The following is a 26323-nucleotide window of genomic DNA, read 5'->3' on the forward strand; positions in this document are numbered from 1 at the left end:
GGTTGGATGTAAATCAGCGATAACTGGCCCATAACGGGCCAGAGATCATCAGGCTTCGCTGGCTTTTTTCTTCGCCGCGCGCTTAGCCTTGGTGGCGGCGGCGATTTTACGGGTTTTTTCCGACGGATTTTTACTTTTTTTCTCGCTCTTGGCTTTCTCAGGCTTTTTCTTGTCGCTGCGGAAAGCGGCATCCGGCTCGAAATTAACGTTTTTACCCGCGTCACGACGGCGTTTCGCTGGCGGCTTACCGCCACGTTTCTCACGCTCGCGCACCGTTTTACCTTCGCCACGCGGCACGCGTTTGCTGGAGATCAGCGCGAAGTCGATTTTGCGCTCGTCCATGTGCACAGCATCCACCCGCACCTCTACCGCATCGCCGAGACGATAGGTCCGTCCGCCAGACTCACCGATCAGACGCTGACCAACCGGGTCAAAGCGGTAGTAATCATTATCCAGCGTCGAGACGTGCACCAGACCATCGATAAACAGATCGCTGAGACGGACGAAGAAACCAAAACCGGTCACGCTGGAGATCACGCCCGTAAACACGTTGCCGACCTGATCCTGCATAAAGTCGCATTTCAGCCAGTCGGCGACGTCACGCGTGGCTTCGTCAGCACGACGTTCGGTCAACGAGCAATGCTGGCCGAGTTGCAGCATCTGCTGCATGTCGTAGTGATAACCGCCGGTGGCCGTGGTGTTGCCTTTCTCCTCGCCCTGCTCTTTCGCCAGCAGATATTTGATGGCGCGGTGCAGCAGCAGGTCGGGATAGCGACGGATCGGCGACGTAAAGTGCGCATACGACGCCAGCGCCAGGCCGAAGTGACCACGGTTTTCCGGGTCATATACCGCCTGTTTCATCGAACGCAGCAGCATGGTTTGCAGCATTTCTGCATCCGGACGATCGGCAATCTGCGTCAGCAGCTCGGCATAATCGATCGGCTGCGGCTTGCTGCCACCTGGCAGGCTCAGGCCCAGCTCGTTGAGCACGGTACGGAAGCTGGTGATGCTGTCGTCGCTTGGACGATCGTGATCGCGGAACAGCGCCGGTTCTTCGTTTTTCTCAACAAAGCGGGCCGAGGCGATGTTGGCGAGGATCATGCACTCTTCAATCAGCTTGTGCGCATCGTTACGCGCCGTGCGCTCCACACGCTCAATACGGCGATCGGCGTTGAAGATAAATTTGGCTTCTTCAGTTTCAAACGAGATGCCGCCACGCTGCTCACGCGCTTTTTCCAGCACCTGATACATGCGATGCAGCTCCTCCAGGTGCTTCACCTGCGACGCGTATTGTTCACGCAGCTCCGGATTGCCCTGTAGGATGTTCCACACCTTGGTGTAGGTAAGGCGCGCGTGTGAATTCATCACCGCTTCATAATGTTTGAAACCGGTCAGCTTGCCGCTGGACGAGATGGTCATTTCACACACCATGCACAGGCGATCGACCTGCGGGTTGAGTGAGCACAAACCATTCGACAACACTTCCGGCAGCATTGGCACCACCTGCGAAGGGAAATAGACCGAGGTGCCACGCTGATGCGCTTCGTTGTCCAGCGCGGTACCGGGACGCACGTAATAGCTGACGTCCGCAATCGCTACCCACAGACGCCAGCCGCCACCGCGTTTTTTCTCGCAGTAAACCGCATCATCGAAGTCGCGCGCGTCTTCACCATCAATGGTGACTAACGGCAGCTGACGCAGATCGACACGGCCTTTTTTCGCCGCTTCAGGCACTTCTTCCTTCAGTCTGGCGATCTCTTTTTCCACTTCTTCCGGCCAGACATGCGGGATTTCATGGGTGCGCAGCGCCATATCAACGGCCAGCCCGGTGCCCATATTGTCGCCCAGCACTTCGGTGATTTTACCCAGCGCTTTGGAGCGACGGTTGGAACGTTGCGTGATTTCCACCACCACCACCGACCCCATACGCGCATTCAGCGTCTGGTCCTGCGGGATAAGGATATCAAAGCTCAGACGGCTGTCGTCCGGCACCACAAAGCCTGCGCCTGCATCGGTAAAGTAACGCCCGACAATCTGGCTGTTACGCGGCTCCAGCACGCGTACCACGCGCGCTTCGCGACGGCCTTTACGGTCCGCGCCGCCCGGCTGCGCCAGGATTACGTCGCCGTGCAGGCACAGCTTCATCTGCTCAGCGGAAAGATAGAAATCGTCTTTCTGTCCTTCCACGCGCAGAAAACCGTAGCCATCGCGATGGCCAATCACTTTGCCGCGCAGCAGATCAAGGCGCTCCGGCAGGGCGTAACATTGACGGCGGGTAAAAATCAGTTGCCCGTCACGCTCCATGGCGCGCAGGCGACGGCGCAGCGCTTCCAGCTGGTCTTCGCTGCTGATGTTGAGTTCCTGCGCGATTTCATCGCGGTTTGCAGGCTTTTCGCGCTTTTCTAATAGCGCCAGGATAAATTCCCGACTTGGGATCGGGTTTTCATATTTTTCAGCTTCTCTTTCCTGAAAAGGGTCTTTTGACATTACGGTTCCTCCGATGTCATTTTTGATGGATTGCCACCGGCGGTTCGGACAATAAGATTTGGTAGAGTGGATCGTTGCCTTTGACGAGGTCGGCCAGCGTGTAATTGTCCAGCTCATGAAGAAACAACTGGACCGCATCGCTCAGCGCTTTGCGCAGGCGACAGGCTGGCGTGATAGTACATTCGCCACAGTTAACCAACTGTAATGGCTCCATTTTCCGCACGACGTCGCCAATCACGATTTTTTCCGGGTTCATGCCTAAACGAATTCCGCCGTTTTTACCGCGTGTTGCGGCCACAAAACCGGCCCGGCTAAGTTGGTTGATGATTTTGACCATATGATTGCGCGATACCCCGTAGGTATCGGTCACTTCAGTAATGTTGGTCTGCTTACCTTCCGGCAATGTTGCCATGTATATCAAGGCGCGCAGTCCATAATCGGTAAAACTTGTCAGCTGCACATGTACCTCAGTGAATCATCAGGCGTTATTGTTATGCGCCGGTCGGCGTTGTATTTAATTATGATGATAAACCAGTGCGTGAAGGCCGGTGCGTTTTTTTCAGGCAACTATCGATATTTGCAAGAAAAAATGGTGTGAGCGGAGTCAAAGAGCAGAAAAACAGAGGCCGGACAGAGTCCGGCCTGAGGAGATTACGCGTCGAACGGGTCGCGCAGAATCATGGTCTCACTGCGGTCAGGACCAGTAGAAATAATATCTACCGGCACACCGGTTACCTCTTCCACACGTTTGATGTAGTCACGCGCGGCTTGCGGCAGACCTTCCAGCGTTTTCACGCCAAAGGTGTTTTCACTCCAGCCCGGCATCGATTCGTAGATCGGCTCGATACCTTCCCAGCCTTCAGCAGCCAGCGGCGTGGTGGTGACTTCGCGGCCATCCGGCATACGATAGCCCACACAAATTTTCACTTCTTTCAGGCCATCCAGCACGTCCAGTTTGGTCATGCAGAAACCTGACAGCGAGTTGATCTGTACGGCACGGCGCACCGCAACTGCATCCAGCCAGCCGGTACGGCGACGACGACCGGTGGTCGCGCCAAACTCGTTGCCTTTCGAGCACAGGAACTCACCGATTTCGTCGAACAGCTCAGTCGGGAACGGGCCAGCGCCGACGCGGGTTGAGTAGGCTTTCACGATACCCAGCACGTAGTCGACATAACGCGGACCAATACCTGAACCGGTCGCTACGCCACCTGCGGTGGTGTTGGACGAGGTGACATACGGATAAGTACCGTGGTCGATGTCCAGCAGCGTACCCTGCGCACCTTCGAACATGATCAGATCGCCACGCTGACGCGCGCCATCCAGCAGTTCAGACACATCAACAACCATGCTGGTCAGGATGTCGGCAACCGCCATCACATCGTTCAGCACTTTGTCGAAATCAACCGCGTCTTCTTTGTAGTAGTGCACCAGCTGGAAGTTGTAGTAATCAACCACTTCTTTCAGTTTGGCAGCGAAGGTTTCTTTGTTGAAGAGATCGCCAACGCGCAGACCACGGCGGGCAACTTTATCTTCATACGCCGGACCGATTCCGCGGCCGGTGGTGCCGATGGCTTTGGCGCCGCGCGCTTTTTCACGCGCCAGATCCATCGCGACATGGTATTGCAGGATCAACGGGCAGGCTTCAGACAGCAGCAGACGTTCACGTACCGGTACACCGCGATCCTCAAGGCCTTTCATCTCTTTCATCAGCGCTTCAGGTGACAGCACAACGCCGTTACCAATGATGCTGGTGACGTTTTCACGCAGAATGCCAGAGGGAATTAAGTGGAGGACGGTTTTTTCACCGTTGATGACAAGTGTGTGGCCTGCGTTGTGGCCACCTTGATAGCGCACGACGTATTTCGCACGCTCTGTCAGAAGGTCAACAATCTTACCTTTACCTTCGTCACCCCATTGGGTGCCCAGTACGACGACGTTCTTACCCATTTTTTCAAAATCACCGATTGCTTAAAAATGGATTCTACCATCGGATTTAGCCTCTTTCAGCACTTTTAGCATACGATTGCGCTGTTTTTTGCCTGAGTTTTGATCGCTACAACATGTTGGGGAAAGATCGGCGGCAAGACACAATACGACCGCCGAAATTTAGCTATTGTGCGCGCTGATCATATAAAAAATCACCGCACCCGCCACCACCAGACCACCGCCAAAGCGATGCAGCAGGCGATCCGGCAGCTGCGTCATCGCCAGAATCATACGTCGCCAGACGCGTGGCAGAAACATGGGGCCCAGCCCTTCCAGAACCAGCACCAAAGCCAGCGCCATCCAGATGGTTGTGTTCATTATTATTTCCCAAAAAAAAGGCCGACAAGATCGTCGGCCCAGAGTTTATCTCAGTTATCAGTGCGTGGCGTTAGAAGGCGCCTTCATATAGCGGAAGAAATCGCTGTCCGGGCTTAAAACCAGAATATCCTGATTATCCGAGAAGCTGTTTTCATAAGCACGCAGGCTACGGATAAAGGCGTAGAAATCCGGGTCCTGGCTGAACGCATCGGCAAACAGTTTCGCTGCTTCGGCATCGCCTTCACCGCGGGTAATCAGTGCCTCACGCTGTGCTTCCGCCAGCGTACGGGTTACCTGATAATCCGCCTGAGCGCGCAGTTTTTCCGCTTCTTCCTGACCTTGTGAACGCTGGCTTCGCGCTACCGCTTCACGCTCGGCACGCATACGGTTATAGATCGCGTCAGACACTTCCGTCGGCAGGTTGATCTGCTTGATGCGGACATCCACCACCTCAATACCCAGCGCAGCCATGCTGTTCGGGTTCGGTGCTGGCTCTTTGCTGTTGGTCTCACGTTCAACGCGAGCAGCAGCATTGGCAATGGCATCGTCAGCGGCTGGCGTCTGCACGTCATCATCATTGCCCGCGCTGCCGGTGTTCAGAGCATCGCGCACATCGGTGGTCAGACGGCCACGGGAATCGGTCACGATGTCTTTCACATCCAGACGACCCATTTCAGAACGCAGACGGTCACTGAATTTACGTTTCAGCAGCACTTCAGCCTGAGAAACGTCGCCACCACCGGTTGCCAGGTAGTAACGGCTGAAGTCGCTGATACGCCATTTGATGTAGGAATCAACGATCAGGTCTTTTTTCTCTTTGGTAACAAAGCGATCCGCCTGGTTGTCCATGGTCTGAATGCGCGCATCCAGCGTTTTCACGGTTTCAACAAACGGAATCTTCATGTGCAGACCCGGCGCATACACCAGCGGTTTGTTTTCGCTGTCACGCAGAACCTTACCAAAACGCAGCACGATGCCACGCTCACCTTCCTGGACCACGAACAGTGATGCGTAAAGCACCACCAGCACAACAATAATTACGGCGATAATTGGCTTACGCATCGATTATTCCCTCCCCTGACGCTGGGTATCGTTACGCAGCGCATTCGCGCGACGCTGATCCATGATGCTGCTCGGACTGTACGATGAAGTATCGCTGTTGCTGGCATTGCTATCTGAAACCGGTGGCAACTTCGTCAAATCGGTATTTTTCTGGCCATTTTGGTTGGCTGCACCCTGACTGCCGCGCATCAGCTGATCCAGCGGCAGCATCATCAGGTTATTGCCACGATCGTTAACCAGCACTTTGCGGCTATGGCTGAGCACGCGCTCCATGCTTTCAATGTAAAGACGTTCTTTGGTGATCTGCGGTGCGGCTTTGTATTCCGGCAGCATAAGCGCGAAGCGTCCCACTTCACCCTGCGCTTCCAGCACGGTACGCTCTTTGTAAGCACGTCCCTCTTCGAGGATACGCTGGGCCTGGCCGTTAGCGCGTGGCTGAACTTCGTTGGCATAGGCTTCCGCTTCACGCACGTACTGCTCGCGGTTTTCACGCGCGGCAATCGCATCATCAAACGCGGCTTTGACCTCTTCCGGTGGACGCGCCGCCTGGAAGTTTACGTCGAGCAGCGTGATACCCATGTTGTATGGACGAATGGTTTCGTCGATTTCACGCTGGGTTTCGCTACGCACCACGGTACGGCCTTCGGTCAGAATGCGGTCCATGGTGGAACGGCCAATGACGCCGCGCAGCGCGCTGTCGGTTGCCTGACGCAGGCTGTCATCAGCACTGGTTACGGCAAACAGGTAGCGCTCCGGATCGGTCACGCGGTACTGCACGTTCATTTCCACGCGCACCACGTTTTCGTCGGATGTCAGCATCACGCCAGAAGCCGCAAGCTCACGCACTGCTTCCACGTTGACTGCACGCACCTGATCGATAAAGGTAGGTTTCCAGTTGAGGCCAGGCTCAACCAGATGGCTGAATTTGCCGAAGCGCGTGACGACGCCACGTTCCGCTTCTTTGATGGTGTAGAAACCGCTCGCCGCCCAGATAATGACTGCCGCTGCGGCAACGATGCCAACCAGTTTGCCACCGCTACCGCCGCTGCGCTGGCCATTATCATTCTGTTTGCCACCGCCCAGTCCGCCGAGTTTTTTACTCAGCTTACGGAAGATATCATCCAGATCAGGCGGTCCCTGATCGCGACCTCCTTTGTTTCCCCCAGAGTTGCCGCCTTGATTATTGCTGCTTCCCCACGGGTCGCGGTCCTGTCCGTTATTACCGGGCTGATTCCACGCCATGTCTCTACTCCATTTATTGTATTTACGTTTTACCCTGCGGCCGGTGCATGACAGCCGCTAAAACGGAGGACATACACCGACTATTCAGGTAAATGAGTTGGGCAACGGTCAAACAATATAACTGGCTAGCGACGGCTCCTGTTTACACAGACGACGCCAGTCCACAATCGGCATACGTACGTGCAAACCTACACAGCCATCATCTTCATTCCATTCTTTTTCAATCGCCTGTAACTGGTAAAAGCGACTGCGCAAACGTCCGGCTTCCGGCGGCAAACGCAGGTCATACTGCGCAATTTCACCGGCCAGGCGTTCTGATAATGCCTGCCACAACAACGGCAGCCCGACACCGGTCTGCGCGGAAAGCCAGACACGAATCGGCTGATTCTCTTCATCACGATCGATACGTGGTACAAAATCCTCCAGCATATCGATTTTGTTCATCACCAACAGGGCTGGAATTTCATCGGCTTCAATCTCTTCCAGCACCACGTTAACCGCTTCAATGTTGTCATTGAGACGCACATCGGCGGCATCGATCACATGCAGCAGCATGGTGGCCTGACGCGTTTCCTGCAAGGTCGCTTTAAACGCGGCCACCAAATCGTGCGGCAGGTGGCGAATAAAACCTACCGTGTCCGCCAGCACCACTTCGCCCACATCCGCCACATTGAGACGGCGCAGGGTTGGGTCCAGCGTCGCGAACAGCTGATCCGCAGCGTACACATCCGCAGACGTAATGGCGTTAAACAGGGTGGATTTACCGGCGTTGGTGTAGCCCACCAGCGAAACGGTTGGTACATCTGCTTTGGCGCGCGCCTGACGGCCCTGTTCGCGCTGTTTTTCCACGCGTTCAAGACGAGACAGGATCAGACTGATGCGGTTGCGCAGCAAACGACGGTCCGTTTCCAGCTGGGTTTCCCCTGGGCCGCGCAAACCAATACCACCTTTCTGGCGTTCAAGGTGCGTCCATCCTCGCACCAGACGGGTTGCCAGATGGCGTAGCTGTGCCAGCTCGACCTGCAATTTACCCTCATGGGTGCGGGCGCGCTGAGCAAAAATATCGAGAATTAAGCCGGTGCGGTCGATAACACGACATTCGCACAGCCGCTCGAGGTTTCGTTCCTGAGCAGGGGATAAGGCATGATCGAATAAAACGACCGATGCTCCACTCGCTTTTACCGCATCGGCAATTTCAGCTGCCTTTCCTTCACCGACAAAATATTTGGGATGTGGCGCTTTACGGCTGCCAGTAATTACCTGCAGCGCTTCGACGCCCGCAGAAGAGACAAGAGTTTCAAACTCCTGCAAATCTTCCAGCTCTTTGTCTTGGGAGAACCAGATGTGTACCAGTACGGCCTGCTCACCGGCATCATAACGGTCAAACAAGCTATAACCTCGCTAAAATAAAATAACCAGGACGGGAAAACGGGTTCGCTCTCCAGCCCTGGCTTTCACGGCAACACAAAATTACTCTGCGTTATCGCCGTCTTGTTGTGGCTGCGACTGAGCGGCCTGGTTGCTTCCGCCGTGGTGGTAGTTAGTGCTTCCGCCGCCCGCATTGTTGCTGTGGTGCGATACCGGACGAGAAGGAACTACCGTAGAGATGGCGTGCTTATACACCATCTGGCTAACCGTGTTTTTCAACAAAATGACGAACTGATCAAAGGATTCAATCTGCCCTTGCAGCTTAATACCATTCACCAAATAGATCGAAACCGGTACACGTTCACGACGCAATGCGTTCAAAAACGGGTCTTGTAATGATTGCCCCTTAGCCATTCTATCTTTTCCTTATATGCTTGTTGTTTGTTACTTTTGAACCGTGGTTCAGAAAAACTGCGTAAAAAATTTGCGCACGATAACGGACCAATTGTACACAATCATCCCTGCTTCGCACTAACAACCTGAAGCACCGCATTACGCGCTAATTCTGGCTCATCACTGTCTAACCAGTGTACGTCGGGCCAGCCACGTAACCAGGTCATCTGGCGTTTCGCGAGCTGCCGGGTTGCGCAAATTCCCCGATAAACCATTTCGTTGTAATCGATTTCGTCAGAGAGGTAAGACCACATCTGACGATAACCAACACAGCGAATGGAAGGCATATCCGTATGCAAATCACCTCGTGCAAACAGAGCGCGAGCCTCCGCTTCAAAACCTGACGCCAGCATCTGGTTGTAACGCAACGCAATGCGTTGGTGTAACAGTTCGCGGTTCGCCGGAGCGATAGCAAATTGAGACACATCGTAGGGTAACGCTTCGCCGGACGTTTTTGTCAGTTCCGTTAAAGTTTTACCCGAAATAAAAAAAACTTCCAGTGCTCGCGAAAGTCTCTGCGGATCATTCGGATGAATACGACTACCGGCGACCGGATCGATTTCACACAGCTGACGGTGCAAGGCATCCCATCCCTTTTCCGTCGCCATTTGCTCTATCCGCTGACGCACGTCCGGATCGGCCGAGGGCAACGGCGACAATCCTTCAAGCAGCGCCTTGAAGTAGAGCATGGTTCCACCAACAAGCAACGGAATCTTACCCCTTTGGGTAATCTCCGCCATTTCTGCCATCGCATCGCGACGAAACTCGGCAGCGGAGTACGCCTCAGCCGGGTCGCGAATGTCCAGCAAACGATGGGGGGCCTGCGCTAACTCCTCTGCCGACGGTTTCGCCGTGCCAATATCCATCCCGCGATAGATTAAGGCAGAGTCAACGCTGATAAGTTCCACCGGAAGATGCTGACGCAACGAAATTGCCAGCGCCGTCTTACCGGAGGCCGTAGGCCCCATCAAAAAAATTGCCTTAGGCCGGCCAGCCTGGTTCTGTTCACTCATGCTTCAACGCGTTAATCGCGCTCTCAATCTCAATGACCTGCAACAGGCCAGAAGGCGGCGATTTCAGCAGTTGCGGACAGAGCCGTTCCAGCTCCGCCAGCAGCGTAATCGCCTGCGAGTGATTCCAGTGCGGTGCTTCTGCATCATCACGACGAGCCAGCCATTGGGCCAGCGAGGATGCAGAGACCTGCTGCTGTCGGGCGAGATAGCCTAACAGGTCTGGAATCAAGATTTGTAAATTTTGTGTTCGTAACGGTAAAGGCACCGCGCGCAGGGTCACATGCTGACCTTCTCTTTGTAAATCAATGCCCATGGTGGTTAACAGCGCCGAGTGCTGGCCAATGGCGGCCAGCTCCTCAGCGTCAATTTTCAGCCTGACCGGAATCAGCAGCGGCTGCGGTTTCAGCCCCTCTTCCCCTGGTTGCAGCTGGGCCTGTTTTAACCAGCGCGCCGCCACCGGCAGCGAAAGCAGTTGCAGCGAATCGCCGCGCTCCAGCAGCGCATAGCGCTCCTGTATCACGCTAAGCACGCGGCCAAAGCTCTGCGCATGAGCGGCAAGCGGCGTTTCGCGCTCAGGATTCCGCTTCGGCGTAGGCGCGGGCGATGCGTCAACCGGTGCGGCTACCGTCGCCGGGGTTTTCAGCAACTGCTGATATGCGGCCCCTTCGCGCGCACGATAGGTTGGCTCTTTATTTTGCCAGCCGCCGCTCTGACGCGGCGTTGCCGCAGGCTGGGAGAAGTGATTTCCCCCCGCAGCCTGGCGATTTTCCGGCTGCCACTGCGGCGCAGGTTCTTCAGCATGGGCAATCGGCAACTCTGCCGCGCGGCTGGCCTGCAAGGCACTCATCACCCCCTGCCAGATAAAATCGTGCACCAGGCGCGACTGATGAAAACGCACTTCGTGCTTAGCCGGATGAACGTTGACATCCACCTGGTGCGGATCGATCTCCAGATACAGCACGTAGGCCGGTTGCTGATCATCGCCGAGCTGGGTTTGATACGCCTGGCGGATGGCATGATTGATCAGCTTGTCGCGCATCATGCGGCCATTGACGTAGCAATATTGCAACTCCGTCACCTGGCGAGAACCGGTCGGGTCAGCCACCCAGCCGCGCAGCGCCAGATCGTCGTGCTGCCAGTCGATACGCAACGCATGTTGCATAAAGGTGGTGCCGCAAATCGCACCCAAACGACGTTCGCGCTGCGCATCCTGGCTGACGCCGCGATACTGACGCATCAGCTTGCCATTATGGCTGAGCGAAATCGCCACATCGAAACGCGCCAGCGCAATGCGGCGAATCACTTCGTCGATATGGGTGAACTCGGTTTTTTCGGTGCGCATAAACTTGCGCCGGGCGGGGGTGTTGTAGAACAGGTCGAGCACTTCAAGCGTGGTGCCAACGGGATGCGCCGCCGGTTTCACCGTCACCGCCATATCACGCCCTTCGGCGTAGGCCTGCCAGGCTTCCGTTTGTTCTTCGGTCCGCGAGGTGAGCGTCAGACGAGATACTGAACTGATACTGGCGAGCGCTTCACCACGAAATCCGAGGCTGACGATCGCTTCCAGGTCATCAAGCGAGGCGATTTTACTGGTCGCGTGCCGTGCCAGCGCCATCGCCAGCTCATCTTTGGCGATACCGCAGCCGTTATCACGGATGCGGATCAGCTTCGCGCCGCCTTTCTCGATATCGACATCAATCCGTGTCGCACCGGCATCGAGGCTGTTTTCCACCAGCTCTTTCACCACCGACGCCGGGCGTTCCACCACTTCGCCTGCTGCGATCTGGTTTGCCAGCTGTGGCGGTAAAATTTGTATAGGCATGGTGGTGATCCTTGTAGCTGGCTGGCCCGCGCGGGGCCAGCAATCAGGATTGCGGAATTTTCAGGGTTTGCCCCAGCATCACATTGGACGACTTCATATTATTGGCCTGCATGATAGCATTCGGGCTGACGCCATAATGCGCGGCAATCGCCGTTAACGAGTCGCCGCGCACCACTTTATGGCGCACCGGCTTATGTGACACGCTGGCGGTAACGTTGTTTTTGGCGGGCACATTCAGGCGTTGTCCCACCCACACCACGTCACGTTTCAGATTGTTCAGATCACGCAGCGTTGCCATGCTGACCCCGTATTTCGCCGCGATGCCTGACAGCGTTTCCCCGCGCGCCACGGTATGACGCTGCGTGGCGCCGGTATATTGCACCGTGCCGGTCGCCGGGTTACTGGCGACGCTCACCACTGGCGCGTTGTCCAGCGGCCGGTTTTCTTCCTTTGGGACCGATTGCAGCGGATGCGCCAGGAAATAGTTACGCAGGCCTTTATAAATCGACTGCGCAATCTTCTCCTGATAAGCGCCACTGCCCAGCAGTCGCTCCTCCGCGTTATTACTGATAAAACCGGTTTCCACCAATAAAGACGGGATATCCGGTGAACGCAATACGCCGAGGCTGGCGTGTTCAGGCAGGCGCTTATGCAGCGGCGTAACGCCGCGCAGCTGTTGCAGCACCTTCACCGCCACATCGTAGCCCACACGCTGCGAATGGCCGAACTGCAAGTCCAGCACCGCCTGGCTCAGGTAGGGATCCGCCTGGCTGTTGGCCAGCAGATCGCCCGCGCCACCCAGCAGTTCCGATTGTTTCTCTTTCTGCTCCAGCCAGTTCGCCATTTCGCTGTTGGCGCGGCGGTTTGACAGCACCCACACCGATGCACCGGTTGCCGCGTGGCTGGGTGCCGCATCGGCGTGAATCGAAACCAGCAGGTTCGCGTTCTCTTTACGCGCCACTTCGGAGCGGCCCATCACCGAGATAAAATAGTCGCCGTTACGCGTCAGCACCGGTTTGAACATCGGGTCCTGATCCATCAGCGCTTTTAACTTGCGCGCAATGGCAATGGTGACGTTTTTCTCATGCAAACCGTGCTGACCGGTCGCGCCAGGATCCTGACCGCCGTGTCCGGCGTCAATCGCCACGATCACCTGTTCGTTACGGCTCACCATGCCGCCCGGATGGATGGTGGTGTCGCTGCTGCTTACCGCCGTAACCGGATTCGCGTTGAAAGGATTACCCTGATTGCGGCCCGGCGATTCGCTCACTGTACTCACCGGTGCCTCGCTACGCTGCGCCGGTTGCGAGCCACGAATCGTGAACACCACCCGATATTGATTGCCTTCACGCTGCGTGCTGGCGCGGGTATGTGCCGCCTGGGTCAGTTCAAACACCAGACGGATACTTTGTTTGTCTTTTGCCTGGCTGTTACGAATACGCTTAACGATATTTTCGCCGCTAAAGTTGAGCGGCAGACCCTGAATATTGCCGCTCTGGCGAATATCCAGCACCACGCGATTGGGATTATGCAGCGGGAAGAAAGCATAGACCGGCTGGCCGTTAAAGCTCAGCGTCACGGTCGCCTGGCTATCGCCGTTATCGACTTTAATATCCGCTAAGGTGGCCGCCAGCGTCGAAGCGGAAAACAGGCAGAGAAGTGCCGCAAAAATGATTTTCATCCGTGACATCATGCCTGATCCCTGTTCTGCTGGAAGTGTTGCAACAAGGTCGCGCCCTGCGCCGAAACCGCACGTAATTCTGCTTCACGCGCGGCATCAACATAACGCAACGTCAGCGACAGATCCGGCTCCGGCAATACGCCGCTGCCCTGCTGCGGCCATTCGACCAGGCAAACGGCATCGCCGCTGAAATAGTCGCGAATGCCCATAAACTCCAACTCTTCCGGGTCGGCCAGACGATACAGATCGAAATGGTAGACGGTGCGACTGTCCAGCGCGTAGGGTTCGACGAGGGTATAAGTCGGGCTTTTTACATTGCCCTGATGCCCCAGTGCCTGCAAAAAACCACGGCTGAAGGTGGTTTTACCGGCACCCAGATCGCCATAAAGATAAATAACCACCGCGTTGCTGCATACGCGGGCCAGTTGCGCGCCCAGTTCAAGGGTTGCCGCTTCATCGGGCAAAGGGATAACACAGGTCTTCATGCTTTATTGTTGGATCATCTCAGGATTAACAAACTGCCACAGCAGTTCGAACAAATCAGTGGCCAGCATACCGCGTGTGCCACGCTGGCGGGCAACGGCATCCGCTGCTGCACCATGCGCCACACAGCCTGCACAGGCCGCATCAAACAACGCCAGTTTCTGGCCCATCAGCGCGGCAATGATGCCGCTCAGTACGTCGCCCATACCGCCAGACGCCATACCGGCATTCCCCACATCGGCAATCGCCAGCTTTCCCTCTGCACTGGCTATCACCGTACCCGCCCCTTTCAGCACCGCCACACCTCCGTAGCGTTTTGCCAGCGCCTGGGCGGCATGGATGCGGTCACTCTCGATTTCGCTGGTCTTCACACCCAGCAGACGCGCAGCCTCACCGGGATGCGGCGTAATGATGCGATTCTGACGGTTATCCGCATTGATTGCCAGTAGGTTAAGTGCATCGGCATCCCAAAGCATCGGCTTTTCACAGGCGACGACCGTTTTCAGCGCCTTCTGACCCCAATCGCGCTGGCCCAGGCCAGGGCCAATGGCGATCACATCCGCCCATTCCAGCGCCTGCTGCAAACGCGCATCGCTCAGCGCATCCACCATCAGCTCTGGCCGGGCGGTGAGAATGGGCGCGATATTATCTTCATGGGTGAGCACCCGCACAAGCCCGGCCCCGCTGCGTAGAGCGGCCTCCGCCGTCATGCGGATCGCCCCCGCCGTGCCGGTATCCCCGCCCACTACCAGCAGACGGCCATTGTCGCCTTTATGCGAGGTCGCTTTACGCGGCTGGAGCCAGCGCGACAGATCGCGCGCAGCGTAACGCTGCATCGGCGCCGGCTCCGCGTCGAGATAGGCCGACAACCCCAGTTCATCCACATGCAGCTGCCCCACGTAATCACGCGCTTTGCCGGTAAGCTGGCCGGGCTTCAGCACGATCATGCTGAGAGTGTGCGCAGCAATCATCGTCGCCCCTGGCGCAGTGCCATTGGCCGCCACCAGCCCGGAAGGGATATCGATCGCCAGCACCGGCGCGGCATGGGCATTCGCCAGCGTGATCAGATTTTGGTACGCCGCCGCCGGAGCACGGTTCAGGCCAGTGCCGAGTAGCGCATCGACAATCACCTCAACCTGCTGCGGCCAGGACGCATCCGCGGCATGGATCACCCCGCCAGCCGCCAGCCAGGCTTCCCGCGCCTGCTGCGCCTCTTCCGGCAGCGGTTTGCTGCCCTCACACGCCAGCAGCGTGACGCGGATACCGGCCGCCTGCGCCAGTCGCGCGACGACATAGCCATCGCCACCATTGTTGCCATGGCCGCACAGAACCAGCCAGTGACGCGCCGCAGGCCATAACTGGCGCGCCAGCTCGTAGCTCGCCTGACCGGCGCGCTGCATCAATTCATACAGGGTTAATCCCAGGCTGTCGGCCGCATCACGCTCCAGTTTTCCTATCGCCTGCGCAGGCCAGACAGAGTGTGATAAACTGCGCGGGTTAGCGTTCAATTCCTGGTTTCTCATGTCATACCCTCTCGATCTTCATCAGCTTGCTCAACAGATTAAACTGTGGGGGCGCGAACTTGGCTTCCAGCAGGTTGGTATTTGCGATACCGACCTCAGCGTCGAAGAGCCAAAGTTACAGGCGTGGCTGGATAAACAGTATCACGGCGAGATGGAGTGGATGGCGCGCCACGGCATGATGCGCGCGCGTCCCCATGAGTTGCTGCCCGGTACGCTGCGGGTGATCAGCGTCCGCATGAACTATCTTCCTGCCAAAGCCGCCTTTGCCAGCACACTGAAAAATCCTCAGCTCGGTTATGTTAGCCGTTATGCGCTGGGCCGCGATTATCACAAAGTATTACGCAATCGACTGAAAAAGCTTGGAGAGATGATCCAGCAGCACTGCGGCGAACTGAATTTCCGCCCGTTTGTCGATTCGGCGCCGCTGCTGGAACGCCCGCTGGCGGCCAAAGCCGGATTGGGCTGGACCGGCAAACATTCGCTGATCCTCAATCGTGAAGCTGGCTCATGGTTTTTCCTTGGCGAGCTGTTGATCGACCTGCCGCTGCCGGTCGATACCCCGCAGGAGGAGCAGTGCGGTCGCTGCGTAGCCTGCATGACCATCTGTCCGACCTCAGCGATTGTCGAGCCTTACACCGTGGATGCCCGTCGCTGCATCTCCTATCTCACCATTGAACTGGAAGGCGCGATCCCCGAAGAGTTTCGTCCGTTGATTGGCAACCGGATTTACGGCTGTGACGATTGTCAGCTGATTTGTCCGTGGAACCGCTATGGGCAGCTGACGGATGAGGATGATTTTTCGCCGCGCGCGGTGCTCCATGCCCCGCCGCTCACGACGCTGTTTATGTGGGATGAAGCGACGTTTCTGCGGGTTACTGAAGGATCGGCGATTCGCCGTATTGGCCATCTGCGCTGGTTACGCAATGTGGCGGTGGCGCTGGGCAATGCGCCTTACAGCGCGGAGATCTGCGAGGTGCTGGCGGCTCGTCTCGGTGAAAACCCGATGCTGGATGAACACATCCATTGGGCCATGACGCAACAGCAGAATAAACGCAGTGAACATGCGGTTGAAGTTCAGCTTGCTCAGCAAAAAAGGCTGGTGCGTGTGATCGAAAAAGGATTGCCGCGAGACGCCTGAACAAAAAATAACAAAGGTTATGCGTTAAAACCTTTTCCACACGCTGTGCATAAAATTAAAAAGTCGTTGTCATTCAAGTGTCACAGCATTCACAAGCGCTAATGACAACATATTGAAATATAAATTTCACGATGAAATTCAATCAATTAGGAAATTGATGTAAGAAAATACGAGTAAATTGACCTGGCAGGTGCCCGGAGGTTGCTGTGGATAACTCTGTTTAAGCTTTTTTGAAAAACAGCAAAAATGGCCGACTGCAAAGGCGCTGGCGCTGTGGATAATTCATCTGTTGAAAGGCAGAGAGAAAACGAGTGTCACGACAGGTGAAAATCTTAACTCATTGATTTTAAACAAATTTCAGACAGGATATGCCGGAAAGGTGGCTATTGTGGACTGAATTGCCGGTGATGACAAGCCCTATCACGCTTTTTTTACCGTGCTGACCGGCAAAAAAGCTATGGCAGGCACAGCAAGAAAGCGATCGAACGCCGCAACGCCAGCCACCTGAGCGGTGTGGTGGATCAGATCTCCGGCACCTCGATGAACAGCCGGTATGCGCGCCTGGATTTTTCGATTGGCATTCAGGGGTTCGCGGTTTATGGGCGCTTTTCCCAACGTTTGGAGGGGATTTCGCAGAAGTTTACCGCCTTCACCAAAGATATCGGTCAGACCGGATCGATCTACATGGAGCCGCAATTTCTGCAACTTCCGCTATCTGGATATGGATGACATTTTACGCCCCGGCCAGGATCGGGGCGGTTTGGTGCGCGCTTCTACCGGCTTCAGTCAGTATGGCAACGGACAAAAGCCATCCGGGGCGGCCTTCCTTGCCGCCACCATGCTGGAGAAATACTATCGCGTCAGCTGCGCCAGCCTGGGTCTGATTCGTAGCCTGCAACAGAGTAGCCGCGATAATGAGGCGTTAGTGGCGGCGATGCGCCGCAGCGTGGCGGGCGGTGAACGTACCGACACCGATGCCTTACAGGCTATCAGACCCGTCTGGCGCTGTTGTGCAGCTATGTGGAGTGGTTCCAGGCGTATGGCAAGTTGCAGTTCTATGCAGGGCGCTTTTCTGAGGATGATATCGTGGTGCTGGCGTGAGAGCCGAAACGCTCGCGCTGCGCGTGGTACAGACGTAAAAAAAGGACCGTTAAGGTCCTTTCTTTATTGCCCACAGACAATGTCTGCTAAGCAGAATCTGGAGCGGGAAACGAGACTCGAACTCGCGACCCCGACCTTGGCAAGGTCGTGCTCTACCAACTGAGCTATTCCCGCAAAGAGGTACTTCTGAACAAATTTTGGAGCGGGAAACGAGACTCGAACTCGCGACCCCGACCTTGGCAAGGTCGTGCTCTACCAACTGAGCTATTCCCGCAAAGAGGCACTTCTGAATAAATTTTGGAGCGGGAAACGAGACTCGAACTCGCGACCCCGACCTTGGCAAGGTCGTGCTCTACCAACTGAGCTATTCCCGCGCCGCATACCGTAAAAACGTTTGAAATTCTTCACCGGTACGGGGTGCGCATTATACGAGAAATCCTCTTTGTCGCAAGAGTCTTAAAGCAAAATTTTGCGCTTTCGGCGCGTTTGCTGCTTTAATCGGCAACCTGATGATTTCCTGCGCACCCTTGCCCGTCAGAGCTGGAGGAAATGTTCGCGGTAATAGGCCAGCTCAGCCACTGACTCACGAATATCGTCCAGCGCCTGGTGGCTGCCGCTTTTTTTGAAGCCCGGCAGAATCTCCGGTTTCCAGCGACGCGCCAGCTCTTTCAGCGTGCTGACATCGAGATAACGGTAGTGGAAATAGGCTTCCAGTTCCGGCATGTATTTAAACAGGAAACGGCGATCCTGGCCGATGCTGTTGCCGCAAATCGGCGAGGTATTGGCAGGTACCCATTGTTTGAGAAATTCAATGGTTGCCAGTTCGGCCGCGTGATCGTCGTACTGACTGGCCTTAACGCGATCCACCAGCCCACTGCCGGTATGGGTACGCACGTTCCAGTCATCCATCAACGCCAGTTGCGCATCAGATTGGTGAACCGCCAGCACCGGCCCTTCCGCCAGAATGTTCAGGTTGGCATCCGTCACCAGCGTGGCGATCTCAATGATGCGATCGCGTTCCGGATCCAGCCCGGTCATTTCGAGGTCGATCCAAATCAGATTGTTTTCGTTTCCAGCTGTCATGCATTTTCCGCCCGTAGCCAAAGTCGTCATTACACTAAATTAAGGTGTATCATAGACGTTTTGCCCAGCGGGGCGAAGCCTGGCGAAAGCCTGAGAGGATGCGTGAGCAAAAATAAACTGTCGAAGGGTCAACAACGTCGCGTAAGCGCCAACCACGATCGTCGTCTGAAGCAACGGAGCGAAAAGCCGGAACCGGATGATAGCCTGTTTGGTGAGCCAACCGATGGCATGGTGATTAGCCGCTTTGGCATGCACGCAGACGTGGAAGACAGTGTCGGAGCGGTGCACCGCTGCAATATCCGTCGCACCATCCGTTCACTGGTCACCGGCGATCGCGTGGTCTGGCGCGAGGCGCATGAGAACGGCGGCAAAGGGATCGTGGAAGCGGTGCACGAACGCACCACCGTGCTGACGCGCCCGGACTTCTACGACGGCGTCAAACCGATCGCCGCCAATATTGATCAGATCATCATTGTTTCGGCAATCCTGCCCGAGCTGTCGCTCAACATCATCGATCGCTACCTGGTCGCCAGCGAAACGCTGGGGATCGAGCCGCTGCTGGTGCTGAACAAAACCGATCTGCTGGATGACGAGGCGCGTGCCTTTGTTGATCAGCAGATGGATATCTATCGCCGCATTGGCTACCGCGTGCTGATGGTATCGAGCTACGCCAAAAATGGCCTGGCCGAGCTGGAAGCCGCCCTCACCGATCGCATCAGCATTTTTGCCGGTCAGTCCGGCGTGGGCAAATCCAGCCTGCTGAACGCGCTGCTGGGTCTCGACGTGGCGATTCTGACCAACGATGTCTCAGACAACTCCGGCCTCGGCCAGCACACCACCACCGCAGCCCGCCTCTATCATTTCCCGCACGGCGGCGATGTGATCGACTCCCCAGGCGTGCGCGAGTTTGGTTTGTGGCATCTGGAACCGGAACAAATCACCCGCGGATTTGTCGAATTCCGTGAGTTTCTTGGCAGTTGCAAGTTCCGCGACTGCAAACACGATACCGATCCCGGCTGCGCCATCCGCGAAGCGGTAGAGAACGGCACCATCGACATATCACGCTTCGAAAACTACCACCGTATTCTGGAAAGCATGGCGCAGGTAAAAACGCGTAAAAACTTTTCCGCCAGCGACGATTAACGGTTATACCCAGACTCCGTCGAACCACAGTTTGAAGGATAAAGGGGATACAACGGCACATTCGCCAACTGACCGGGGCGCTGCTACAATCCGCCCCCTTTTTGTGTAAACGATGCGTAATAAAGCCAGGAGGCTACGGTGTTTGATCGTTTTAAACTCGGCCTGAATCATATTCTGCCTAAGAAAGGGCTGACCGAACTCGCCGGCTGGGTTGCCAGCCGCCGTGGTGGCTGGCTGACCAAAGCGGTCATCGATATTTTTGTCTGGTACTACAAAGTGGATATGGCGGAAGCCAGCAAACCGGACACGGCCAGCTATCGCACCTTTAATGACTTCTTTGTGCGCCCGTTAAAAGAAGGCGCCCGCCCGATCGATCCTGATGCCACTTTGCTGGCTCTGCCTGCCGATGGCGCGGTCAGCCAGTTAGGCCGCATCGAAGGCGATCAGATCTTCCAGGCGAAAGGTCACTACTACAGCCTGCAAGCGCTGCTGGCCGGTAATGACGATCTGGCGGAACAATTCCAGGACGGAGAGTTTGTCACCACCTATCTCGCCCCGCGCGATTATCACCGCGTGCATATGCCGTGCAACGGCATCCTGCGCGAAATGATCTACGTGCCAGGCGATCTCTACTCCGTCAACCCGCTGACCGCACGCAACATCCCCAACCTGTTTGCCCGTAACGAGCGCGTCATTTGCGTGTTCGATACTGACCACGGCCCGATGGTGCAGATTCTGGTCGGTGCGACCATTGTGGGCAGCATCGAAACCGTATGGGCGGGCACCATCACGCCGCCGCGTGAAGGGGTGATTAAACGCTGGCGCTACCCGGCTGCCGATCATGACGGTGCCGTGGTACTGCTGAAAGGCCAGGAAATGGGCCGCTTCAAACTGGGTTCGACGGTGATCAACCTGTTTGCGCCGAATCGCGTCAAACTGGCGGAAAGCCTGGAAGCGGAAAGCAAAACCCGCCTCGGTCAGCCGCTGGCCATCGCCCTGCCTCAGGCGGGTGAAACGCCGCCGCTCGCCGACTAATCGAGAAATCTCCCTGTGCGCGCCTTCCTTATCCTGCTGCTGAGCCTGTGGCTCAGCAGCACTGCTTTCGCTGCCACTGTTCCGCAGGCCAGCGATCTGAAACAGGAGCTGGACGCGGCCAAGTCCGCCAAAAGCTCCCCCAGTCAAACCGAACAGATCCAGACGCTGGAGACGGCGCTCAATTTCCTTGCCGAACGCGATGACTCCGTGGAGCGCGCAAAGCAGTATCAGCAGGTAATTGACGACTTCCCGCGGCTGGCCCGTGAGCTGCGCCAGCAGATTGCAACCCTCACCGATAGCAGCAGAACCGTGCGCAGCAATATGAGCAGCGCCGAGCTGGATCAGGAGATATTGCAGGTCAGCAGTCAGCTGCTGGAGGAAGGACGTCAGGCCCAGCAGGAACAGGATCGTGCGCGCGAAATCAGTGATTCGTTGTCGCAGCTGCCGCAGCAACAGACCGAAGCGCGTCGCGCGCTGACGGAAAACGAACGCCGGATGCAGGGAACGGCGGCGGCCACCACCCCGCAGGCTCAGGCGCAGATTTACGCGCGCCAGGCGGAGAGCGCCGCCAACAAGGCGCGCGTGGATGAACTGGAACTGGCGCAGCTGTCGGCCAATAACCGTCAGGAACTGGCGCGTATGCGCGCCGAGATCCACCAGCGCAAAGCCACACAGCTGGATAATTATTTGCAGGCGCTGCGCAATCAACTGAACAATCAGCGTCAGCGCGAAGCGGAACTGGCGCTGGAGCGAACCGAGCAGCTGGCAGAAAACAGCGGCGATCTGCCGAGCGCCATCAGCGACCAATTCCGCGTTAACCGCGAGCTGTCCGCCGATCTCAATCAGCAGGCGCAGCGCATGGATTTGGTCGCCTCGCAGCAGCGCCTGGCCACCAATCAGACTTTGCAGGTCCGTCAGGCGCTGAGCACCCTGCGGGAACAATCGCAGTGGTTGGGTGCGTCGAATCTGCTTGGCGAAGCGCTGCGCGCCCAGGTGGCACGCCTGCCGGATATGCCGAAATCCCAGCAGATCGACAATGAAATGGGCCAGCTGCGCGTGCAGCGCCTGCGCTACGAAGATCTGCTTGAGCGCCAGCAACAGCTGCGTAAAGAGAAGCAGGATGATGGTACGCCCTTCACCAGCGAGCAGACCCGCATCCTCGAAGCGCAGCTGAAAACCCAGCGCGAGCTGCTCAACTCGTTAATTTCCGGCTGCGATACGCTGATTCTGGAAATCACCAAACTTAAAGTCTCCAACACCCAGTTGCAGGATGCGCTCACCGAAGTCCGTGATGCCACCCACCGCTACCTGTTCTGGACTGCCGACGTCAGCCCGATTGATCTGAAGTTTCCGCTGGAGCTGGCGCAGGATCTGTCACGCCTGCTGTCGCTGGATACCCTCGGCCAGCTGGGCAAGGCGCTGGCGATGATGTTCACCAGCAAAGAGACGGTGCTGCCGATTATTGGCGCCCTGCTGCTGGTTGGCTTCAGCATCAGCTCACGCCGTCACTACAAAGCCTTCCTGACCCGCTCCGCCATTAAAGTCGGCAAGGTTACGCAGGATCAATTCAGCCTGACGCTGCGCACCGTGTTCTGGTCCATTCTGGTCGCGCTGCCGCTGCCCGTGCTGTGGGCGGCGCTCGGCTATGGTTTGCAGGAGGCCTGGCCCTATCCCTTCGCCGTGGCGATTGGCGACGGCATAACCGCCACGCTGCCGCTGCTGTGGGCCTTTATGATCAGTGCCTCCTTTGCCCGCCCCAACGGCCTGTTTGTGGTGCATTTCCGCTGGCCGCAGGCGCGAGTGGCACGCGCGATGCGTTATTACTCGCTGACCGTCGGCCTGATTGTGCCGCTGATTATGCTGTTGATCGCATTCGCCAATCTGGAAGATCGCGAGTTCTCGGCATCACTCGGCCGACTGTGCTTCATCCTGATTTGCGGCGCGCTCAGCATCGTTACCGTCAGCCTGAAGCGCGCCGGCATCCCGCTGTATCTGGATAAAGAGGGCAACGGCGATAATTTTATCAACCGTGTCCTGTGGAACCTGATGATTGCCATCCCGCTGGTGGCGGCGCTCGCCTCCTGCATCGGTTATCTGGCCACGGCGCAGGCGCTGCTGGCGCGTCTGGAAACCTCAGTCGGTATCTGGTTCTTCCTGCTGGTGATTTATCACATCATCCGCCGCTGGATGCTGATTCAGCGCCGCCGTATCGCCTTTGATCGTGCCCGTCAGCGACGGGCCGATATGCTGGCTAACCGCGCGCGCAGCGAAGAAGAGAAAGATCAGGTGCCGGGCAACAACGAGGCGGTGGATGCGGATGAGCCGGTGGTCGATCTTGACGCCATCAGCGCCCAGTCGCTGCGGCTGGTGCGTTCTATTCTGACGCTGATCGCGCTGGTGTCGGTGATTGTGCTGTGGTCAGAAATTCATTCGGCGTTCGGTTTCCTCGAAAACATCCGGCTCTGGGATGTCAGCACCACAATTCAGGGGGTGGAGAGCGTACAACCTATTACCCTCGGTTCGATCCTTATCGCCATTCTGGTGCTGATTATCACCACCCAGCTGGTGCGCAATATGCCTGCTCTGCTGGAGCTGGCGCTGTTGCAGCATCTGAGCCTGACGCCAGGAACGGGTTACGCGATTACCACCCTGACCAAGTATCTGCTGATGCTGATCGGTGGGCTGATTGGCTTCTCGATGATTGGGATTGAATGGGCGAAATTGCAGTGGCTGGTCGCCGCGCTCGGTGTGGGTCTGGGCTTTGGTTTACAGGAGATTTTCGCCAACTTTATTTCCGGCCTGATTATCCTGTTCGAGAAGCCGATTCGTATTGGCGATACCGTGACCATCCGCGATCTTACCGGCAGTATCACGCGAATTAACACCCGCGCCACCACCATTACCGACTGGGACCGCAAAGAGATTATCGTGCCGAATAAGGCCTTTATTACCGAGCAGTTTGTTAACTGGTCGCTCTCCGATTCCGTGACACGCGTGGTGCTGACCATACCGGCCCCGGCCGGGGTGAACAGCGATGAAGTGACCAACCTGTTGAAACAGGCGGCAGAACGCTGCACCTACGTGCTGGATATGCCCGCGCCGGATGTGTTCCTGGTGGATTTGCAGCAGGGTATTCAGCTGTTTGAGCTGCGCGTGTATGCGGCAGAAATGGGGCATCGTATGCCGCTGCGCCATGAGCTGCATCAGCTGATTCTGCGCGGGTTTGAAGAACACGGTATCGAGATGCCCTTCCCGCCATTCCAGGTACGTATGGAGACGCTGGGCAAGAAAACTCCGGCCAGCAATGGCGCGCCTGCGGCTCGTAATTATAAATCGGGTGGGTTGTAAGGTCGGGAGAGATCCCGACCGCATCGAGGGTCGCACAAATCAAGGTCGCCATTTATGGCGACCTTACAGGCTACTTAACAAACTCTTCGCCCTGCGCGATATCTTTCTTCAGCGTTTCCAGCATACCGGTCAATGCCTGCTGCTCAAAGGCGCTCAGCGGCCCCAGCGGTCGGCGTTCGACGATACCGTTTTTGCCCAGCAGCAGCGGCTGCGAGAAGAAGCGGGCGTATTCGCCATCCCCTTCCACATAGGCGCACTCCACCACATTCGCTTCACCCTGCATGGCGCGCACCAGCGACAGGCCAAAACGCGCTGCCGCCTGCCCCATCGACAGGGTTGCTGAACCGCCACCCGCTTTCGCTTCCACCACTTCGGTACCGGCATTCTGAATGCGTTTGGTCAGATCGGCGACCTCCTGATCGCTGAAACTGATGCCTTTCACCTGCGACAGCAGCGGCAGAATGGTGACGCCCGAATGGCCGCCCACCACCGGCACTTCAATCTCGCCCGGCTGTTTACCTTTCAGCGCGGCGACAAAGGTGTTGGCGCGGATGATATCCAGCGTCGTCACGCCAAACAGACGATTTTTGTCATAGACGCCCGCTTTCTTCAGCACTTCGGCAGCAATCGCCACCGTGGTGTTGACCGGGTTGGTGATGACGCCAATCAGGGCTTTCGGCGCGGTGCTCGCCACCTGTTCAATCAGGTTGCGGACAATGCCAGCGTTGACGTTAAAGAGGTCGGCGCGATCCATGCCGGGTTTACGTGCCACTCCGGCGGAGATCAGCACCACATCGGCTCCCTGCAGCGCGGGGGTGGCATCTTCACCACTGAACCCCTCAATTTTCACTGCGGTAGGAATATGGCTGAGATCGACAGCCACACCCGGCGTTACCGGGGCGATATCGTAAAGCGAAAGGGCTGAACCTGCGGGTAATTGGGTCTTGAGCAGCAGTGCGAGCGCCTGGCCAATACCACCAGCGGCACCGAGAACGGCAACTTTCATCCTGGACTCCTTATTAAGGTGGGGCAGAGATATGCCGGATTTCCATCGGGTTACGAGTTTAATCAACTTCTCAGGCGATAGCGACAAAACCCGTCGCGCTGTTAACACTGACGCCGCAATCCGGCTCCCGAGACATCCACACTTCAGAAGTCGCCTGAATGATCATAGGTCGCAGCCAGAAAACAGGGTTCGGCAATGATCAGTCATTTTGTTGTTACCACTTCAATAATATAACAACATTGCAACCTTCGCTTTTGCGCGCCAGGCCGCGATTTTGGCGCGACGGGAAATCTCTGTTATGATCGCCGCCCCGCAGGTTTTCCCGGCGAATCTCTCACCAGGTTTATTGCATAAAAATTCATTTAAATGCATAATAATTTATCTGCCATGGGCCTGTTGCCCAAAGCATCCCTCTTTTTATTGGTAACCTATGCGAAACCCATCTAAACAAGACGACCTGATTAAGGCGTTCAAAGCCCTTTTGAAAGAAGAGAAATTCAGCTCTCAGGGTGAAATTGTGCAGGCGTTGCAGGAAGACGGCTTCGAGAACATCAACCAGTCAAAAGTTTCTCGTATGCTTACCAAGTTCGGCGCGGTGCGCACGCGCAACGCGAAAATGGAGATGGTTTACTGCCTGCCAGCCGAACTGGGCGTGCCCACCACCACCAGCCCGCTGAAAAATCTGGTGCTGGATATCGACTATAACGATGCGCTGGTAGTGATTCATACCAGCCCTGGCGCCGCGCAGCTTATCGCGCGACTGCTGGATTCACTGGGTAAAGCGGAAGGTATCCTCGGTACCATCGCCGGTGATGACACCATCTTTATTACCCCCGCGCGTACCTTTACCGTGAAGCAGCTGTACGACGCCATTCTGGTGTTATTCGAACAAGAGCTATAAAACCCTGCCTGCTACCGGCAGATCACCTGCCGGTAACATCCTGTCTCGCTGGCCTTATGCCACTGCGTTTCGCTTAAATCCTTCCAGAAACAAGGCATTATCCATATAGCGGCCGGTTCTCACACCC

General features: G+C 56.5%; 21 protein-coding genes and 3 tRNA genes. 6 read left to right on the plus strand and 18 right to left on the minus strand.

Going from position 1 to position 26323, the window contains the following annotated elements; translation table 11 throughout:
* Nucleotides 1-48 precede the first annotated feature (48 nt).
* The 13 genes from rnr to nnr form a co-directional block, all read right to left on the minus strand.
* Nucleotides 49-2487 carry a ribonuclease R gene (rnr, locus tag AC6I8V_RS17840; RefSeq protein ID WP_497843543.1) on the minus strand — a complete coding sequence of 813 codons (2439 nt, stop codon included), beginning with the start codon at nucleotides 2485-2487 and terminating at the stop codon, nucleotides 49-51.
* Between the two features lie 16 nt (nucleotides 2488-2503).
* On the minus strand, nucleotides 2504-2947 hold the full coding sequence (nsrR, locus tag AC6I8V_RS17845) for a nitric oxide-sensing transcriptional repressor NsrR (protein WP_497843544.1): 444 nt from the start codon (nucleotides 2945-2947) through the stop codon (nucleotides 2504-2506).
* A 191-nt stretch (nucleotides 2948-3138) separates the two neighbouring features.
* The gene (locus AC6I8V_RS17850; RefSeq protein WP_497843545.1) at nucleotides 3139-4437 is read right to left on the minus strand and encodes an adenylosuccinate synthase; all 1299 of its coding nucleotides are present in this window, start codon (nucleotides 4435-4437) and stop codon (nucleotides 3139-3141) included.
* 159 nt (nucleotides 4438-4596) lie between these two features.
* Nucleotides 4597-4794: a DUF2065 domain-containing protein gene (locus AC6I8V_RS17855; protein ID WP_497843546.1), complete on the minus strand. Its 198-nt coding sequence runs from the start codon at nucleotides 4792-4794 to the stop codon at nucleotides 4597-4599.
* Between the two features lie 57 nt (nucleotides 4795-4851).
* Nucleotides 4852-5856 carry a protease modulator HflC gene (hflC, locus tag AC6I8V_RS17860; protein ID WP_497843547.1) on the minus strand — a complete coding sequence of 335 codons (1005 nt, stop codon included), beginning with the start codon at nucleotides 5854-5856 and terminating at the stop codon, nucleotides 4852-4854.
* 3 nt (nucleotides 5857-5859) lie between these two features.
* Nucleotides 5860-7098, minus strand: coding sequence for an FtsH protease activity modulator HflK (gene hflK, locus AC6I8V_RS17865; protein WP_497843548.1), 1239 nt, complete (start codon nucleotides 7096-7098; stop codon nucleotides 5860-5862).
* A gap of 108 nt (nucleotides 7099-7206) precedes the next feature.
* Nucleotides 7207-8487, minus strand: coding sequence for a ribosome rescue GTPase HflX (gene hflX, locus AC6I8V_RS17870; protein WP_497843549.1), 1281 nt, complete (start codon nucleotides 8485-8487; stop codon nucleotides 7207-7209).
* An 81-nt stretch (nucleotides 8488-8568) separates the two neighbouring features.
* Nucleotides 8569-8880, minus strand: a complete 312-nt coding sequence (gene hfq / locus AC6I8V_RS17875; protein ID WP_497843550.1) for an RNA chaperone Hfq — start codon at nucleotides 8878-8880, stop codon at nucleotides 8569-8571.
* A 101-nt stretch (nucleotides 8881-8981) separates the two neighbouring features.
* The gene (miaA, locus tag AC6I8V_RS17880; RefSeq protein WP_497843551.1) at nucleotides 8982-9932 is read right to left on the minus strand and encodes a tRNA (adenosine(37)-N6)-dimethylallyltransferase MiaA; all 951 of its coding nucleotides are present in this window, start codon (nucleotides 9930-9932) and stop codon (nucleotides 8982-8984) included.
* On the minus strand, nucleotides 9925-11754 hold the full coding sequence (gene mutL, locus AC6I8V_RS17885; protein ID WP_497843552.1) for a DNA mismatch repair endonuclease MutL: 1830 nt from the start codon (nucleotides 11752-11754) through the stop codon (nucleotides 9925-9927). The genes miaA and mutL overlap by 8 nt, the downstream gene beginning before the upstream one ends.
* Nucleotides 11755-11797: 43 nt before the next feature.
* Nucleotides 11798-13447: an N-acetylmuramoyl-L-alanine amidase AmiB gene (amiB, locus tag AC6I8V_RS17890; protein WP_497843553.1), complete on the minus strand. Its 1650-nt coding sequence runs from the start codon at nucleotides 13445-13447 to the stop codon at nucleotides 11798-11800.
* A complete protein-coding gene (gene tsaE, locus AC6I8V_RS17895) occupies nucleotides 13444-13920 on the minus strand; it encodes a tRNA (adenosine(37)-N6)-threonylcarbamoyltransferase complex ATPase subunit type 1 TsaE (RefSeq protein WP_497843554.1) in 477 nt (158 codons plus the stop codon). The genes amiB and tsaE overlap by 4 nt, the downstream gene beginning before the upstream one ends.
* A gap of 3 nt (nucleotides 13921-13923) precedes the next feature.
* The gene (gene nnr / locus AC6I8V_RS17900; RefSeq protein ID WP_497843555.1) at nucleotides 13924-15441 is read right to left on the minus strand and encodes a bifunctional ADP-dependent NAD(P)H-hydrate dehydratase/NAD(P)H-hydrate epimerase; all 1518 of its coding nucleotides are present in this window, start codon (nucleotides 15439-15441) and stop codon (nucleotides 13924-13926) included.
* On the opposite strand from nnr, the gene queG reads away from it, so the two are divergent.
* Nucleotides 15440-16579, plus strand: coding sequence for a tRNA epoxyqueuosine(34) reductase QueG (queG, locus tag AC6I8V_RS17905; RefSeq protein WP_497843556.1), 1140 nt, complete (start codon nucleotides 15440-15442; stop codon nucleotides 16577-16579). The genes nnr and queG overlap by 2 nt on opposite strands.
* Nucleotides 16580-17095: 516 nt before the next feature.
* A complete protein-coding gene (locus AC6I8V_RS17910) occupies nucleotides 17096-17308 on the plus strand; it encodes a hypothetical protein (protein ID WP_497843557.1) in 213 nt (70 codons plus the stop codon).
* A 470-nt stretch (nucleotides 17309-17778) separates the two neighbouring features.
* On the opposite strand, the gene AC6I8V_RS17915 is transcribed toward AC6I8V_RS17910, so the two are convergent.
* The 4 genes from AC6I8V_RS17915 to orn form a co-directional block, all read right to left on the minus strand.
* Nucleotides 17779-17854 (minus strand) — tRNA-Gly (locus tag AC6I8V_RS17915).
* A gap of 24 nt (nucleotides 17855-17878) precedes the next feature.
* Nucleotides 17879-17954, minus strand: a tRNA-Gly gene (locus AC6I8V_RS17920).
* A 24-nt stretch (nucleotides 17955-17978) separates the two neighbouring features.
* Nucleotides 17979-18054, minus strand: a tRNA-Gly gene (locus AC6I8V_RS17925).
* A gap of 160 nt (nucleotides 18055-18214) precedes the next feature.
* Nucleotides 18215-18763 carry an oligoribonuclease gene (gene orn / locus AC6I8V_RS17930; protein WP_497843558.1) on the minus strand — a complete coding sequence of 183 codons (549 nt, stop codon included), beginning with the start codon at nucleotides 18761-18763 and terminating at the stop codon, nucleotides 18215-18217.
* A 102-nt stretch (nucleotides 18764-18865) separates the two neighbouring features.
* Here orn and rsgA point away from each other — a divergent pair, with 102 nt between their 5' ends.
* The 3 genes from rsgA to mscM all read left to right on the plus strand — a co-directional run bounded on the left by rsgA (nucleotide 18866) and on the right by mscM (nucleotide 24289).
* On the plus strand, nucleotides 18866-19906 hold the full coding sequence (gene rsgA / locus AC6I8V_RS17935) for a small ribosomal subunit biogenesis GTPase RsgA (protein WP_497843559.1): 1041 nt from the start codon (nucleotides 18866-18868) through the stop codon (nucleotides 19904-19906).
* Nucleotides 19907-20044: 138 nt separating this feature from the next.
* Entirely contained in the window at nucleotides 20045-20941 is an 897-nt protein-coding gene (gene asd / locus AC6I8V_RS17940; protein WP_497843560.1) for an archaetidylserine decarboxylase, read from the plus strand.
* Between the two features lie 15 nt (nucleotides 20942-20956).
* On the plus strand, nucleotides 20957-24289 hold the full coding sequence (mscM, locus tag AC6I8V_RS17945; protein ID WP_497843561.1) for a miniconductance mechanosensitive channel MscM: 3333 nt from the start codon (nucleotides 20957-20959) through the stop codon (nucleotides 24287-24289).
* Between the two features lie 70 nt (nucleotides 24290-24359).
* Here mscM and mdh read toward each other — a convergent pair whose 3' ends face one another.
* Nucleotides 24360-25295, minus strand: coding sequence for a malate dehydrogenase (gene mdh, locus AC6I8V_RS17950; RefSeq protein WP_497843562.1), 936 nt, complete (start codon nucleotides 25293-25295; stop codon nucleotides 24360-24362).
* A gap of 430 nt (nucleotides 25296-25725) precedes the next feature.
* Here mdh and argR point away from each other — a divergent pair, with 430 nt between their 5' ends.
* Complete coding sequence (gene argR, locus AC6I8V_RS17955) at nucleotides 25726-26196, plus strand: transcriptional regulator ArgR (protein ID WP_497843563.1); 471 nt, start codon at nucleotides 25726-25728, stop codon at nucleotides 26194-26196.
* Nucleotides 26197-26323 lie beyond the last annotated feature (127 nt).

It is taken from the genome of Pantoea sp. X-Soil-TKNS-1207 (assembly GCF_059730485.1).

What these genes read in the sequence shown, in the direction of transcription:
- rnr (WP_497843543.1), bottom strand. Translation starts at nt 2,487, where the DNA reads ATGTCAAAAGACCCTTTTCAGGAAAGAGAAGCTGAAAAATATGAAAAC.
- AC6I8V_RS17850 (WP_497843545.1), bottom strand. Translation starts at nt 4,437, where the DNA reads ATGGGTAAGAACGTCGTCGTACTGGGCACCCAATGGGGTGACGAAGGT.
- AC6I8V_RS17855 (WP_497843546.1), bottom strand. Translation starts at nt 4,794, where the DNA reads ATGAACACAACCATCTGGATGGCGCTGGCTTTGGTGCTGGTTCTGGAA.
- hflC (WP_497843547.1), bottom strand. Translation starts at nt 5,856, where the DNA reads ATGCGTAAGCCAATTATCGCCGTAATTATTGTTGTGCTGGTGGTGCTT.
- hflK (WP_497843548.1), bottom strand. Translation starts at nt 7,098, where the DNA reads ATGGCGTGGAATCAGCCCGGTAATAACGGACAGGACCGCGACCCGTGG.
- hfq (WP_497843550.1), bottom strand. Translation starts at nt 8,880, where the DNA reads ATGGCTAAGGGGCAATCATTACAAGACCCGTTTTTGAACGCATTGCGT.
- miaA (WP_497843551.1), bottom strand. Translation starts at nt 9,932, where the DNA reads ATGAGTGAACAGAACCAGGCTGGCCGGCCTAAGGCAATTTTTTTGATG.
- mutL (WP_497843552.1), bottom strand. Translation starts at nt 11,754, where the DNA reads ATGCCTATACAAATTTTACCGCCACAGCTGGCAAACCAGATCGCAGCA.
- amiB (WP_497843553.1), bottom strand. Translation starts at nt 13,447, where the DNA reads ATGATGTCACGGATGAAAATCATTTTTGCGGCACTTCTCTGCCTGTTT.
- tsaE (WP_497843554.1), bottom strand. Translation starts at nt 13,920, where the DNA reads ATGAAGACCTGTGTTATCCCTTTGCCCGATGAAGCGGCAACCCTTGAA.
- queG (WP_497843556.1), top strand. Translation starts at nt 15,440, where the DNA reads ATGTCATACCCTCTCGATCTTCATCAGCTTGCTCAACAGATTAAACTG.
- nnr (WP_497843555.1), bottom strand. Translation starts at nt 15,441, where the DNA reads ATGAGAAACCAGGAATTGAACGCTAACCCGCGCAGTTTATCACACTCT.
- orn (WP_497843558.1), bottom strand. Translation starts at nt 18,763, where the DNA reads ATGACAGCTGGAAACGAAAACAATCTGATTTGGATCGACCTCGAAATG.
- mdh (WP_497843562.1), bottom strand. Translation starts at nt 25,295, where the DNA reads ATGAAAGTTGCCGTTCTCGGTGCCGCTGGTGGTATTGGCCAGGCGCTC.
- argR (WP_497843563.1), top strand. Translation starts at nt 25,726, where the DNA reads ATGCGAAACCCATCTAAACAAGACGACCTGATTAAGGCGTTCAAAGCC.